Here is a 15,015-nt window from a genome sequence, read left to right on the forward strand (position 1 = left end):
TGTAGCACTGGCATGACTTCAACGGATGTGAAATCTTTGCCATGTTTGAACTTAGTATCTTTCATATGGAAAGTTCTATACACAAACAAATATTTTTTCTCCTGTTTAGTAATTTTGCCATCAGAGTGAAAATATTCCATTATGATTTCTCTTTACCCACACCTTTAGAAATCAAACTAGAGGACACGCCCAATTTTCCAGAACCTTAAGAGACGGTTTTTTCCTCATCTCTTTTCGCTTCCTGGAGACCCTGAACCATCGTGAAAGCAGCCTGAAGCCAGTGAGCAACTTCAACCCCTTTTATATGAAGAACCATTTTCAATCGGTTACCTTCCATTCCTAAACCGACCATTCTCCTAAATTGATTGCTAATCTCAAAGATTTTTTGCCCATTAATTCGGGCACTTTCCTGTTCCGATAACAGAATCGTCACTTCGTCTTTTACTTGCTTGATGGAATCGACACCGACCATAATTGCATGTGCTTTTATCTCCGCAATCTGGAATAAATAAGAGACTTCTTCTGGGTATTCCCCAAAACGATCGATCATCTCTTCCTGTAATTCTTGAACCTCTTCTATTGTTGTCGCTCCACGGAATCGTTTATACATTTCAATTTTCAGATGTCCGTCAGAAATATACGCATCTGGAATATAAGCATCGATTTCTAAATCTACTTCAACACTTTGTTCCTTCTCTACCTTTTCGAATTCCCCTTTGCGTTCTTCAATTGCTTCTTTAAGCATTTGCGAATACAGATCAAATCCTACAGAGTCAATAAATCCATGCTGCTGAGCACCCAGAATATTTCCGGCTCCTCTAATGGATAAATCACGCATCGCAATTTTAAAACCTGAGCCTAGCTCTGTGAATTCTTTAATCGCCTGAAGTCTTTTCTCTGCCACCTCAGTCAACACCTTATCCTTACGATACGTAAAATAAGCATAGGCAACACGATTAGAACGACCTACACGGCCACGTAGCTGATACAGCTGCGATAATCCCATGCGGTCTGCATCATAAACAATCAGTGTATTTACATTCGGAATATCGACACCTGTTTCAATAATCGTCGTACTGACAAGAACATCATATTCTCCCGCAAGGAATCCAAGCATGACAGATTCCAACTCATTCTCACTCATTTGACCATGAGCGTACGTTACACGGGCATCTGGTACAAGCATCGAGATTTCTTCTGCTTTCCGTTCAATATCTTCAACACGATTGTAAAGGAAATACACTTGGCCATTTCGAGCTAATTCCCGCTCAATTGACTCTCTTACTAGCCCACCATTGTATTCCATCACATACGTTTGGACTGGGAAACGATTTTCAGGAGGGGTCTCAATTACAGATAGATCCCTCACCCCAAGCATGGACATATGCAAGGTTCTTGGTATTGGTGTCGCTGTTAATGTGAGAACATCAACATTGGTTTTCATCTGCTTAATTTTTTCTTTATGTGTGACTCCAAAACGCTGTTCTTCATCAATGATAAGCAGTCCTAAATCTCGATACACAATCCCTTTTGAAAGGAGACGGTGCGTTCCAACTACGACATCAATCGTTCCATTTTTTAACCCATTGATCGTTTCGGCTTGTTGTTTTTTCGTTCTAAAACGGCTTAATAAGCCAATTTCGATTGGATAATCTTGAAATCTTTCTCGCATCGTTTCATAATGCTGCTGAGCTAGAATCGTAGTTGGAACAAGTATCGCCACTTGTTTTCCGTCAGCTATTGCTTTAAAAGCGGCACGTATAGCTACCTCTGTTTTTCCATAACCTACATCACCGCACAATAAACGATCCATTGGACGTTCTTTTTCCATATCCTTTTTAATTTCTTGAATGGAACGGAGCTGATCCTCTGTTTCTTGATATGGGAAGGATGTCTCGAACTCCCTTTGCATATCTGCATCTGGAGAGAACGCATAACCTTTAGAAGCTTCCCTTTCGGCATAGAGTTTAATTAAGTCATCGGCAATATCCTGTACAGACGACTGAACCTTATTCTTAACTTTCTTCCAGTCGTTCCCACCGAGCTTATAAACTTTCGGCTCCTTGCCTTCTGAAGCAACATATTTTTGCACAAGATCAATTTGTTCGACTGGTACATAAAGCTTGTCGCTGCCTTGATAACGAATATGGAGATAGTCTTTATGAATGCCATTGATTTCTAATGTTTCAATTCCTAAATACTTCCCGATCCCGTGATTGACGTGAACGACATAATCTCCAACTTTAAGTTCTGAGTAGCTCTTTATCCTCTCAGCATTGGATAACTTCTGTTGGTGACGACGAGCCTTTTTCGGCTTTCGATTAAAAAGCTCTTCTTCCGTTATGACGGCCATTTTTTGAATCGGAAGTTCGAACCCTGTTTGTAGATCTCCCTGCATGATCTGAACTTTACCAAAAGAGAGCGATTGGCTCTCATGAATGACGCTCGCTTCAATCCCATAATCTTCAAGCACTTGTTCAAGCTTTTCAACTCGTTTTCCATCTGCCCCAAGAAAAACCACTGCATAATTTCCTTTTTGCAAGCGCTCAATTTCACTTTTAAGAACATGCATTTGGCCATGGAAATTTTGCATTTGCTTACACGAAATATTAATAATATTTTGTGGATTCGTATTTGGGACATGACGTAAAAATAAGGACATATAAACGATCGGATGTTTTGTCTTTTGTATTCTTGCTTGAATTTGGTGACTAATCACTAAATCATGAATGATCTTTCCTTCGCTTAAGAGACTGAAATACCATTCCGCCTCCTCCTTGTCCAAAGAATCATTCATTTCCTGAACTCTACTAATTTCATCAACAAAAATAAGAGCATCAGATGGTAAATAGTCCACTAGACTATTAGATTGTTCGTATGCCAATGATAGATACTTAAAAAGTTGTTCTGGTTTTTGGTGATTCTTTAACTGCTCAATCTCGTGATTAATATTTTGCGTAAGAGCTATCTTTGCTTTTTCGTCCTTTATTTTTTTCAGACTTTTGCCTAAACCTAGTTCTAATTTTTTCGCGACCTCTTCATAATGCTCCTCATGAAACGGTGTTTCTGTCGCTGGCCCAATCAGAATTTCATTTAATTTGTCACGGGAGCGCTGATCCTCTAAAGAAAAATAGCGGATCGATTCTATTTCCGTATCAAATAGCTCAAGGCGAATCGGATCTTCTTCAGTTAGAGGATAGATGTCAACAATTCCTCCTCGAACACTGAATTCTCCAGGAGATGAAACCATTTCTGATCGCACATATCCCATTTCTACGAGCCTTAACAACTGACCTTCTATATCAAGATCGTCCCCGACCTTCAGGGTAATCTGTTCTTCCTTCCACAATGACTTAGGGGGAACGATTTTTCGTAACCCTGAAATGGGAACGATAATAATTCCTTCATCATGCTGACTCCAGTAATTTAAGACATCTATACGCTGAGCTCTTAATTCTGGACTCGCAATACTCATTTCCGCTGCAATCAGTTCATTGGCTGGATATAGAAATACCTCTTCTTCATTAATCAATTGAACAAGGTCATCATATAGTTTCTGAGCCTGCAATAGATTGTATGTCACAATCAATAGTGGCTTTTTCGTTTCTTTGTAAGCGGACGCTAAAAATACGGTTCTTGCAGAGCCTGATAGACCTGCAACCAACTGTTCCTTAAGTCCTTCTTGAACACCTGCTACAACCGATCGAATATCATCCTGTCCTGTAAATAGCTGTTTAAGACCTAACACAAGGCTCCTCCTCCCATGTCTTCTGAAAAATATCTTTATAGTAAAATTCGTATTCTTTATGAAAATAATAATAATAATAACAAAAATCTAAATAGAAAAATGCTTTGGATTAGAAAGTCCAAAGCTTGTATTAGTGAATGAGATAGTCATTTTGATAATAGGCTGGATTTCGTTCCAATGATTCATGGCAATCTTCACAGATCGATTTAATATGGATATCCCCTGTTGAATCATAAGAGACCATTTCCATTCGTTCCTCATTGGTCAGCTTATGGAGTCCCAATCTCTCCGAATCAACCGACATATCATCAATCTTGCCCATTTCGATCCCACAATGACGGCAATGATATTTTAGAGCCATATAAAGCCCTCCTCTTAAACCATTCTATATATTATTATGAACCGTTTAAAAGGTACTTATTCATGCCGATTGTCTGAATATGAATTGCATCTTCATTCTACTGATTAAAATCATTCATAACCTGCAAGAATGGCTTTTCAAATATAGCTTCACAAGCCTCTGAACATTTTTTAATGACGAGTTCAAGTTGCTCCCGTTCTTCCTTTGTAAATCGCCCTAAAACATAGTCTACAATAGGCTGACCATTAGTTGGTCGATTTATCCCCACTCGTATTCTATTAAATTCCTGAGTGCCCATATGAGCAATCATAGATTTTATTCCATTATGCCCTCCTGCACTCCCTTTTTGCCTTAAGCGAATTCTTCCCACTGGCAAATCAAGATCATCATAAATGACAATTACATCTTCAAGCTCTATTTGATAGTAATCCATCAAAGGCCTGACCGACTCTCCAGATAAGTTCATATACGTTAAAGGCTTAAGTAAAATAACTTTTTCCCCTCGAACATTCCCTATCCCATAAAGCCCTTTGTGCTTTGATTGATTAAGAGGAATTTGTAGTCTTTCTGATAATTCGTCTATGACTTCAAATCCAATATTATGTCTAGTTTTCTCGTATTGTTTTCCTGGATTCCCCAATCCCACAATTAACTTCATCTTTTTCACACCTTCATTAGCCGTTTTCTCATCAATCTATACACATTAAGGGGCTGACCTTTTTAAGCCAGTCCCTTAACATCTTATGGAGTTACTCTTCTTTTGATTCTGCTTCTGTTTCTCGTCCCTCTTCCTGAGTTGGAACCCCTTCTTCTTGTTCTTCGCCAGAGTCAATTTCTTCTTCTACTTTCGGAGGAAGAATGGAAGCAATCGTTTGTTCAGAATCATGGTTAATTTCAAAATTATTGGTTTTCAGGTCTGCTATCGTGATCGTTCCACCCACTTCAAGATGAGAAATATCAACCTCAATTATTTGTGGAATATTTGACGGTGTTGATGTTACCGAAACCTCGTGCAACGATTGTTGTAGCACGCCTCCGTCCTTGACCCCAATGGCTTCACCTAATAGACTAATTCTAACATCAGCCTGAATTTCTTTCTTCATATCTACAGCAAGCAAGTCAGCATGAATAACCTCATTCTTAATCGCATCTGCTTGATAGTCCGTTAACATCACATTGACCTGTTTCCCATTTAAGTCTAATGGAAAAACCCCGTTTCTTCCAACCTCGCGCATCGTTTTAATAAAATCTGCCCCATTTATGTATATGGGTTTCGTCTCCAATTTGTTTCCGTATACAACAGCTGGAATATTTCCTTCTCTTCTGATCTTCGTTAACGCAGAATTCCTAAATTCTGTTCTTTCTACTGCCTGTAGTGCTGTACTCATTTAAATTCCCCTTCCTTATTGTCAAAGTCTTTTTCAAAGAGAATACCGCAAATAGCTTATCTTACGAATTCACTCTCTTCTATAAAAAATGCCCATAATAAGTAAGGAATAAACATAAACGTTTAAAGAGTGACGGCGAAGAATGGCCTAAACCCTTTGAAAATCTAGGTGGAAAATATTTTTTTATGTAGACGGAAAGGCTTGCTTTAATAGCAAGCCTAACCTTTAGGAGTATTAATCAAACAAAGTACTTACAGATTGATCTTCGTGAACGCGGATAATCGCTTCACCAATTAAAGAAGCCACAGACAATTGCTTAATCTTGCCTGTTATTTTTTCTTCTGATAATGCAATGGAGTTTGTGACAACCAACTCTTTAATTTTAGAATTCTCGATTCGTTCAATAGCTGGTCCTGATAGAACTGGGTGCGTACAGCACGCATATACAGCTTTCGCCCCATTTTCGACTAATGCATTTGCTGCCAATGTAATCGTTCCAGCCGTGTCGATAATATCATCAATAAGGATGGCCACTTTTCCCTCAATATTCCCAACTATATTCATAACTTCTGCCACGTTTGGCTTTGGTCTACGCTTATCAATAATTGCAATTGGAGCTTTTAAACGGTCTGACATTTTACGAGCACGTGTAACGCCACCATGATCAGGAGAAACGATAACGATATCTCCTCCAAGGTCTTTGCTATCAAAATAATCAGCTAAGATCGGAACGCCCATTAGGTGATCAGTTGGGATATCAAAGAAACCTTGAATTTGTGGAGCATGTAAATCGAGCGTAATAACGCGAGTTGCACCAGCTACTTCAAGTAAATTAGCGGTTAACTTTGCTGTAATTGGTTCACGAGCACGCGCTTTACGATCCTGTCTAGCATATCCATAGTATGGCATAACAATATTGATTGTTTTTGCTGAAGCTCGTTTTAAAGCATCGATCATAATCAGTAATTCCATTAAATGCTCGTTAACTGGAGAGCTTGTGGATTGAATGACGAACACATCACAACCACGAATACTTTCTTCAATGTTAATTTGGATTTCTCCGTCACTAAAGCGCTGAACGGAACACTTTCCTAATTCTACACCGATTACTTTCGCAATTTCCTTTGCAAGCTCCGGGTTTGAATTTAACGTAAACACCTTTAAATTCGGGTCTAAATATTGATTTGACATGATGAACCTCCAATTGCTTATCTTTTTTGGCTTACTTTATTCCTTCAATCAATCTCAAGATAGAAACTTATTTATTTAATTTATCCACGTACTGTTCCTTGTTCACTTGTCTTGCTCTGGCAATCGCCAATGCTTTGCCTGGTACATCTTCCGTCACTGTAGAACCAGCGGCAACATAAGCCCCTGCTCCAACAGTTACAGGTGCAACTAAGTTAGAGTTGCAGCCAATAAAGACTCCATCTTCAATTTTCGTCAAAAATTTATTCTTGCCATCATAGTTAACCGTAATCGAGCCACAGCCAATATTGACATCTTTCCCAACTTCTGCATCGCCTATATAACTTAAGTGGGAAGCTTTGCTACCTTTTCCGAAGACTGTTTTCTTTATTTCAACAAAATTGCCGATTTTCACATCATCATGGATATTAGATTGAGGACGGATATGGGCAAATGGTCCAATATTAACCTGACTACCGATTAAGCTGTCATGGGCAACTGATTGACGAATGACCGTACCTTCTCCAACTTGGCAATTTTGAATCTCACTGTTTGGTCCAATTACGCAATCAGAGGCAATGCTCGTCTTTCCTGAAATAATCGTTCCTGGCTGAACAATCGTATCAGAACCAATTTCAACATCTGCACCAATATACGTATTATTCGGATCAATGATCGTCACACCATTACGCATATGGACGTCGTTGATTCTCTTTTTCATGATCGCCTCTGCCTGTGATAACGCAATTCGGTCATTAACTCCTAACGTCTCTTCGAAATCTTCCGTTTGGAATGCAGATACGATTTCACCAGCGTTTTTCAAAATTTCGATCACATCAGGTAAATAGTATTCACCTTGCACATTTTCATTTGAAACATTTTTCAATGCTGCAAACAAGGCTTGGTTATCAAAACAATATGTACCTGTATTGATTTCCTTCACTTCTCGTTCTGATTCTGAAGCGTCCTTATGCTCGACAATCTTTTCAACTAGTCCTTTTTCATTACGGATAAGACGTCCATACCCTGTAGGATCCGCAGCATAGGCCGTTAGTACAGTTGCTTTTGCTTTTTGTTCTTCATGCTGTTTAAAGAGGGCTTCCATCGTTTCTGCTTTAATCAATGGGGTATCGCCACAGACAACAAGTGTAACTCCCTCTTTGTCTTCTAACATGGCTTGCGCCTGCATAACAGCATGTGCTGTACCCAACTGCTCTTCCTGCAAGGCATAACTACACTGCTCACCAAGCTGAGATTTCACTAATTCTGCTCCGTGTCCTATAATCGTCACGATATGGTCAATATCTAGCTTAGATACTTGATCGACGACATGTTGAACCATCGGTTTTCCACACACAGGGTGTAAAACCTTGTATAATTTTGACCTCATCCTAGTCCCTTGACCTGCGGCTAGGATGACAGCATAACGTTTAGACATTGACAGTCCTCCATTATAATTTTCATATTATAGGACACATCCATTTAATGATTGCTAAACAAACATCAGTGTTCTATATTCAAATTTTTATCATTTAGCCTGACTGTTCATTTTTCTTACCCTTATTATAAAGGATTTCTCAATAGAAAAAATTAAAATAATCCATTAAGAATATATCCTAAATAGATAACTATTTCAAGGACGCTTCATAAAGTACAAATTTTCGACATATCCGATCGAGTGGAAAATGTAACGAATTGAGGGCATTATGTCTCTAAAAAAAGAAATGAATTTTTTTTAAAAGAGGTTTTACTTTTGTAGCATTCGGGTAAGTAAAGGGGGGAGTTATTTCAAAGAAAAAAGGCACTACTTATGAAGTAGGCCCTTGTTGCTATATCCTACGAAGCTCCGGCTTCTTCAAATTCAACTTCTATTTCACCTAGACGGTGGTACTCAGCCAAAACAGCCTCTTGGATTTTACCGCGTGTTCCTGAATTAATCGGATGGGCAATATCTCGAAATTCTCCATCTGGAGTTCGTTTACTTGGCATCGCTACAAATAATCCATTATTTCCATCAATGACACGAATATCATGAACGACAAACTCATCATCAAGTGTAATCGAAGCTATCGCTCTCATACGTCCTTCAGTATTTACACGGCGTAGTCTAACGTCTGTCACTTCCATTTTGTTCACCACCTTTGCAAATAGATAAAAATCTAGTTAACTAATTCAACATAACTTCTTATTATCCTTCTTTTTAACGAAAATTTTTTCAAAATTAAGTCGAAGACGTGAATTCGCTTTCAAAATTCATCGTCATCTAACACTCTTTTTTAGTAGTTTAATCCTATTTTTATCGAAAAAAGGTCCTATGTTAGGACCTTTTCACTACTTGACTAATGCTACGACTTCAATCTCTACTAAAGCATCCTTTGGTAATCTCGCAACCTCTACACAAGAGCGAGCTGGCTTATGAGTTGAAAAATATTCTCCGTACACTTCATTGATATTTGCGAAATCGTCCATATTTTTGATAAATACCGTTGCTTTTACGACTGTTTCTAAAGATGCTCCCGCTTCTTTTAAAACAGCTTGTAGGTTTTTAAATACTTGATGCGTTTGCTCCTTCACATCACCTTGAACCATTTCTCCTGAAGCAGTTAACGGAATTTGTCCAGAACTATAAAAAAGATTATTTACAACGATCCCTTGTGAATAGGGTCCAATAGCTGCCGGTGCTTCATTTGTTTGTACGATTTTCATGAATTCACCCTCCTAATTCAAACTTCGACTTTTTGAAAATAATTGCCTTCACTTACGGTAATTTTCTTTTCCTTAACATCTACATCTGAAAGCTTCACTAATGAAAGATAATCATTGACTAATCGTTCTTCTGTCTTCTCCGCTTCTACAAGAACCGCGATACCAGCGACAGCGGCATTAAACTCTTCCAACAGACTAACCATCCCGTTAATCGTTCCGCCCGCTTTCATGAAATCATCAACGATTAGTACGTTTGAGCCTTCTTCTAAGCTTCGCTTTGATAACAGCATCGTTTGGATTCTTTTTGAAGAACCAGAGACGTAATTAATACTCACGGTTGAACCTTCCGTTACTTTGCTATCTCTTCTAACAATCACGACAGGGACATTCAACTGACTTGCTACAGCATAAGCTAAAGGAATTCCTTTCGTCGCCACTGTCATGACAACATCAATTTTCATGTCTATGTATGCGGATGCTAATAATCTCCCAGCCCGCTGTACGATAGATGGATCTCCTAATAAGTCCATCATATACAAATAGCCTCCTGGTAAAAGTCGATCAGGACTGGCAATTAATGCACACAGCTCATCGATAAAGGGCTTTGCTTCGAGCTCTGACACCTTCACAAAATATTTAACCCCACCTGCAGCACCTGGTACAGTTTGAAGCGTTCCAATTCCTCTATGCTCAAAGGCTTCTTTAATGATGGCTAGATCTTCACTAATCGAAGATTTCGCTGAACCATATCTTTCCGAAAAGAACGATAAGGAAACAAGTTCTCTAGGGTGGTCAAGTAAATAATGGGTCATATCGATTAAACGTTCACTTCTACGGAACTTCACCGGACAGAACCTCCTTTTATCCGAATATTTTAACGTTAATATATCATTAATATACGGATTTAATCAAGAGGGTTCCTCTCACCGAGTAATCTCACCGCAAAAACTTGATCACAAAATCCTCGTAATCCATTATATAAGCGATGCATTCTTGAATCATGCTGTACAAGGGCAAAAACCGTTGGTCCACTGCCGCTCATTAATACAGCATCCGCACCAAACCTGTGCATTTGCTCTTTAATTTGGGCGACCTCAGGATATAAGTTCAATGTTACTCCTTCAAGAACATTTCCTACATTTTCACAAACGCCAGCAAAATCCTGATTCTGAATGGCTTCAATCATTTTATTCGTGTTTGGGTGTTCAATCTCTTTCAATTGCAGTCGACCATAAACGTCGGCTGTAGAAACGCCTATTAGAGGCTTCGCTAAAACAACCCAACAGCTCGGAGGCGACGGCAAATGCTCAATCTTCTCTCCTCTACCTGTCGCTAAGGCAGTACCACCATATACGCAAAAGGATACATCAGAACCGATCAAGGCTCCAAGTTCTGCGAGCTCGTCCAATGATAATCCTAACTTCCATAGCTTATTTAATCCTCTTAAAGTGGCTGCCGCATCACTGCTGCCACCAGCAAGTCCGGCCGCAACAGGAATTGTTTTTTCAATATTGATCTGCACACCTTTTTTTACCTGAAATTTATCTTTTAAAAGCTTCGCAGCTTGGTAAGCCAAATTCCGCTGATCATCTGGGACAAAACGATTTTGAGAAACAATTTTAATTTGATCCTCAGGCAGCATAGTTAATTCAATCCGATCGGCTAAATCAATCGTCGTCATGATCATTTCAACCTCATGATAGCCATCTGGTCGTTTATGTAAAACATCTAATGATAAATTTATTTTAGCCGGTGCCTTAATTAAGACCTTCAACACTTCCACCTACTTGAATAATTTCAATCTATACTATATGCAAATGCACGAGCAGTAAGATTCTCCATTTTTTGTCCTATTTTACCACAAAACGACACATATAAGACCTGCTCTTCTTGACATTTTAAAAAACGCTTACGAAAAAAGGGCTCAAAAACCTCATAAATCAAGTCGGAGCTAGAAAGCCCCGACTTTACGTAGTGAATCCATTTGATTATTAAATTCGCCCTTGCTATCGTTTTTTGGCTAATTGTTGTTCAGCAATTTCTATCGCTCTCTTCACCATATTACCAGCATCTTTCGCACGAATTCCGCCCCAACCTTCTTTTTGGACAACATCATAAAAGCCAAGCTCTTTTGCTAACTCTTCTTTGAAACCTTCAGACATCATTCCACGTCGTCTTCTGCCCAAAATGTTCATCTCCTTTCTCCACTACGTATTCTTAGTATGAATAAGGAGATACCATTTCATGAGAGCCTAATTTATCCGTTTTGGAAAAAAGGGCAAATTAAAAGCAGTAAACATCTTTGTTCACTGCTCACTTAAAATATAGGTTTTTTAGCTTAACGCTACCTGTCCTGTTGTATCTTCATAGAAGGTAATTTGAACCGTTTCTGTCAGTACATCTGCATAGCTGTACGATACACGTTCGAATGCATTTTCATCTTGGTCTAACTCAATCACAAATACCGATGGATAAGTTTCAGCCAAAACACCAGAACGTTCGATCGTTTTTCTACGTCCACCGTTGGCCTTTAATAACAATCTCTTCCCTAAATTTGAATCAAGGGCTTTCTTAATATCAATTAACGTTTTTGCCATTCGGTCCACCTCACTGTGTAAAGTATAACACACTGACATAATATAGTCAATTAAAAATATAAATTATAACAGTGTTTAAAAATAAATGTCAATAGATTTTATTCCACATTTTTTTCTAAATTTCTACAAAGTTTTTTCGCGTTAGCGAAAATAACTTTCCTTGATCTTTTTTCGCGTTAGCAAAAATAACTTTCCGTTGTCGAAAATAACTCTCCATAATATACTTTCCTAATTTGACAGGATTATGTATATTTTATAAAAATCGATAAATCCTTTAAAAATGGATAAGTATAATAACTGTCCAGGTGCTTTAACATAAAAGTGGTAGAAAAAGAAAGACCTACCACTTTCCCTTTCAAAAATGTCTGCTATTGTCGAAAAGTTTAATTCTGATTTTCCGAATGAAATGGCATCCCTGTTCTTAAGATCCCTTTTGTTTCAATTCCGCCTAGTCCTTTTTCGCCGGTAAGTGTGTTTCGTAGCACGTCCCAAACATTGATTCTTTCCATAAATGGGGTAAAGCTTATTTTGGCGACAATATAAACTGGATCTAGGGCATGGATATTTACCCGTGAAGGGGAACTGGCAAAATTGGCTCCCGCATGTATAAGCGATTCAAAATGGGATTGGCAAGCACCTGCAAAGATCACTAATTGATCCAAATTGGGAATTTTTCGCCTTGCCTCTCTTACCGTTTGAACGAAAAATTTAGAATGGCGATAAGCATTTATATCTCCAATTGCCCCTTTTGATTTAGAATAGGCATCATGTCCTGTAATAACCAATATATCAGGGCGATAATACTCTAGTAGTTGACTTATTTTCTGAGGCATTTCTTTTTCATTACAATGAATCCCTGTAACAGGAATTCCGATTTTCTCATAAAGATTTAAACATTTTTGTAAATAGGATGGATCCCCATCAATATGAAGAACACGGCCTGGAAGTTGAAAATAGTTAACCTTCATTTTATAGCCTTCTGTCGTATCATACTCTTGTCTTTGCTTTAACAAATCGATGTCCTGCTTAAACAATCTAAAGGACTGCTCTTCAAGAGAACGAAACTCCTGTGTTAATTCCATTCTCTTCATCTGGTCAATCACAAGTAGATCTTCATAAGGAGCATCTGCTATTAAACGAATATCCTCACCATACAACACAGCTTTTTTTTGACCATTTTCTTCTTTAATATCGATGACACGAAACAAAATATCACAATTGTAAGAAACCCTTCCAACAATATCCATGAGGTTAATCGTCACTGATCGTCACTCCAATTAGCACAAGTAGATCCCTCTTTTTTTGAGAGGGATAAGAATGTAAGCAAAATCTAGGTGTTTTTACTTAAAATATGCATAGGACGTCAAACATGTGCTTTTGAAGGGGGTTATATGAATAGGCATAATAAAAAGGCTGAACTCGAATCTTGAGTTCAGCCTCAGCAAATGTTTTATTGAAAATGCGGGAGTAACGCATCGCTTAATAAAGCAAATTCTTCAATCGATAGAGTTTCTCCTCGTCGCGTCGGTTCAATATTGGCTTCGTTTAACGCTGCCAAAATTTGCTCTTTTTTCTCTTTTCCTTGAGGAAGTTGACTCGTTAAATTGTTTAAGATCGTTTTTCTTCTTTGCGCAAAACTTGCTTTTGTCACTTGGAAGAAGAATGATTCACTCTTCACGGCCACCTTTGGCGTTTCTCGAACCGTTAAACGAATGACAGCAGAATCGACATTCGGTTGAGGCACGAAAACCGTCTTAGGCACAATCATAACCGTCTCTGCCTCTGTATAATATTGCACCGCTATTGAAAGAGAACCATAATCCTTCGTCCCTGGCTTAGCGGCAATTCTTTCAGCCACCTCTTTTTGCAGCATACAGACAATTCCTCGTATCGGAAGTTTCTCCTCTAGGAGCTTCATGATGATTGGTGTTGTCACATAATAAGGAAGATTGGCCACGACCATGATATCGGTAAATCCCACGAACTCGTTTGCGATCATTTCTGCAACATCCGCTTTTAACACATCTGAATGAATGATTTTCGTATTCCCATAAGGAGACAATGTATCCTCTAAGATTGGGAGTAAACGCTGGTCAATCTCAAAGGCGACAACTTTTTTACTGCGACGAGCGATCTGTTCTGTAAGGGCACCAATTCCAGGTCCAACTTCAATTACGCCTGATTCTTCCGTTAAATTCGCATGGTCCACGATTCGATTCAGGATATTGGTATCGATCAGGAAATTCTGACCGAGGCTTTTCTTAAAAGAAAATCCGTACTTTTCTAGTATTGCACGTGTTCTAACTGGGGTAGCAATATCTTTATTCATGGTTCTCCTCCTGCCTGATAACGTTTATCGCTTGTCCAAAGTCCTCTTGACTAATTTGAAACATTTGCAAACGTTTATGTAGTTGTTTCCCATTCGTATATCCAATTTTCAACAACTTCCCTAACTTTTCTCGGCGCTCTTTTGCACGAGGGCCACCAATTAAGCCGGCTACAATGAGATCGTCTTGGGTAATAACTTCAACCGTGTCCTCCATCATAAGATGGGCATTCTTTAACGCTCTGCGAATCTCGTCTGGAGAGGCATGTTCTACCCCGACTCCCTTTCCATGTTTATGAAGGGCTGCTTCCTTTGGAATAAAAGCATGCTTACAGTCTGGAACATGGAGGGCGATCGTTTGTCTGATTTTTTGTCCTGGATAATCAGGATCTGTAAAAATGATCACGCCTCTTATCTTTTGTGCAAGCCGGATCTTTTCAATCGTCTCCATATTAACGGCTGAGCCATTTGTTTCAATTGTATCTGCATCTACTGCTCTTTTTATTGCAGTTGTGTCATCCTTACCTTCAACCACAATAATCTCTTTTATTTTCATAAATCCTCCTCGAAAATACCAGCGCATTCAATCTTAATTCGAATGCTTGAAACTCTACTAAAAAATCTTATTATTTTTTTGAAAAAAATTAAATATATTTGAAACAATTTTGTAATCTAATTCGTCTATATAAGTGTAAAGAAAA

15 protein-coding genes are annotated in these 15,015 nt (G+C 38.6%); all 15 read right to left on the minus strand.

Features of this window, described 5'->3' with window-relative positions:
- Window positions 1-205: 205 nt before the first annotated feature.
- A complete protein-coding gene (mfd, locus tag AA0X71_RS00140; RefSeq protein WP_413357913.1) occupies window positions 206-3,748 on the minus strand; it encodes a transcription-repair coupling factor in 3,543 nt (1,180 codons plus the stop codon).
- A 130-nt stretch (window positions 3,749-3,878) separates the two neighbouring features.
- A complete protein-coding gene (locus tag AA0X71_RS00145; RefSeq protein ID WP_413357915.1) occupies window positions 3,879-4,109 on the minus strand; it encodes an anti-sigma-F factor Fin family protein in 231 nt (76 codons plus the stop codon).
- A gap of 97 nt (window positions 4,110-4,206) precedes the next feature.
- A complete protein-coding gene (gene pth / locus AA0X71_RS00150; RefSeq protein ID WP_413357917.1) occupies window positions 4,207-4,767 on the minus strand; it encodes an aminoacyl-tRNA hydrolase in 561 nt (186 codons plus the stop codon).
- A 91-nt stretch (window positions 4,768-4,858) separates the two neighbouring features.
- Complete coding sequence (locus AA0X71_RS00155) at window positions 4,859-5,497, minus strand: 50S ribosomal protein L25/general stress protein Ctc (protein ID WP_413357919.1); 639 nt, start codon at window positions 5,495-5,497, stop codon at window positions 4,859-4,861.
- A gap of 234 nt (window positions 5,498-5,731) precedes the next feature.
- Complete coding sequence (locus AA0X71_RS00160) at window positions 5,732-6,688, minus strand: ribose-phosphate diphosphokinase (RefSeq protein WP_413357921.1); 957 nt, start codon at window positions 6,686-6,688, stop codon at window positions 5,732-5,734.
- Window positions 6,689-6,755: 67 nt separating this feature from the next.
- Complete coding sequence (gene glmU, locus AA0X71_RS00165; protein WP_413357923.1) at window positions 6,756-8,123, minus strand: bifunctional UDP-N-acetylglucosamine diphosphorylase/glucosamine-1-phosphate N-acetyltransferase GlmU; 1,368 nt, start codon at window positions 8,121-8,123, stop codon at window positions 6,756-6,758.
- Window positions 8,124-8,521: 398 nt separating this feature from the next.
- Window positions 8,522-8,812, minus strand: coding sequence for a septation regulator SpoVG (spoVG, locus tag AA0X71_RS00170; RefSeq protein WP_019157170.1), 291 nt, complete (start codon window positions 8,810-8,812; stop codon window positions 8,522-8,524).
- Window positions 8,813-9,016: 204 nt separating this feature from the next.
- Window positions 9,017-9,391 carry a 2-iminobutanoate/2-iminopropanoate deaminase gene (ridA, locus tag AA0X71_RS00175; protein ID WP_413357925.1) on the minus strand — a complete coding sequence of 125 codons (375 nt, stop codon included), beginning with the start codon at window positions 9,389-9,391 and terminating at the stop codon, window positions 9,017-9,019.
- Window positions 9,392-9,408: 17 nt separating this feature from the next.
- Window positions 9,409-10,236 (minus strand): pur operon repressor, encoded by an 828-nt coding sequence (gene purR, locus AA0X71_RS00180; RefSeq protein ID WP_413357927.1) that lies wholly within the window; start codon window positions 10,234-10,236, stop codon window positions 9,409-9,411.
- Between the two features lie 59 nt (window positions 10,237-10,295).
- Window positions 10,296-11,165 carry a 4-(cytidine 5'-diphospho)-2-C-methyl-D-erythritol kinase gene (ispE, locus tag AA0X71_RS00185; protein WP_413357929.1) on the minus strand — a complete coding sequence of 290 codons (870 nt, stop codon included), beginning with the start codon at window positions 11,163-11,165 and terminating at the stop codon, window positions 10,296-10,298.
- 232 nt (window positions 11,166-11,397) lie between these two features.
- Window positions 11,398-11,586 (minus strand): small, acid-soluble spore protein, alpha/beta type, encoded by a 189-nt coding sequence (locus AA0X71_RS00190; protein ID WP_413357931.1) that lies wholly within the window; start codon window positions 11,584-11,586, stop codon window positions 11,398-11,400.
- 138 nt (window positions 11,587-11,724) lie between these two features.
- Entirely contained in the window at window positions 11,725-11,988 is a 264-nt protein-coding gene (veg, locus tag AA0X71_RS00195) for a biofilm formation stimulator Veg (RefSeq protein WP_019157175.1), read from the minus strand.
- A 383-nt stretch (window positions 11,989-12,371) separates the two neighbouring features.
- Complete coding sequence (gene yabG, locus AA0X71_RS00200) at window positions 12,372-13,235, minus strand: sporulation peptidase YabG (RefSeq protein ID WP_413362408.1); 864 nt, start codon at window positions 13,233-13,235, stop codon at window positions 12,372-12,374.
- Window positions 13,236-13,438: 203 nt separating this feature from the next.
- Window positions 13,439-14,317, minus strand: a complete 879-nt coding sequence (gene rsmA, locus AA0X71_RS00205) for a 16S rRNA (adenine(1518)-N(6)/adenine(1519)-N(6))-dimethyltransferase RsmA (protein WP_413357933.1) — start codon at window positions 14,315-14,317, stop codon at window positions 13,439-13,441.
- Complete coding sequence (gene rnmV, locus AA0X71_RS00210) at window positions 14,310-14,870, minus strand: ribonuclease M5 (protein ID WP_413357935.1); 561 nt, start codon at window positions 14,868-14,870, stop codon at window positions 14,310-14,312. Before rnmV ends, rsmA begins: the two co-directional genes overlap by 8 nt.
- Between the last annotated feature and the right edge of the window lie 145 nt (window positions 14,871-15,015).

Source organism: Robertmurraya phoenicis (assembly GCF_047302285.1).
Taxonomy (GTDB): Bacteria; Bacillota; Bacilli; order Bacillales; family Cytobacillaceae; genus Robertmurraya.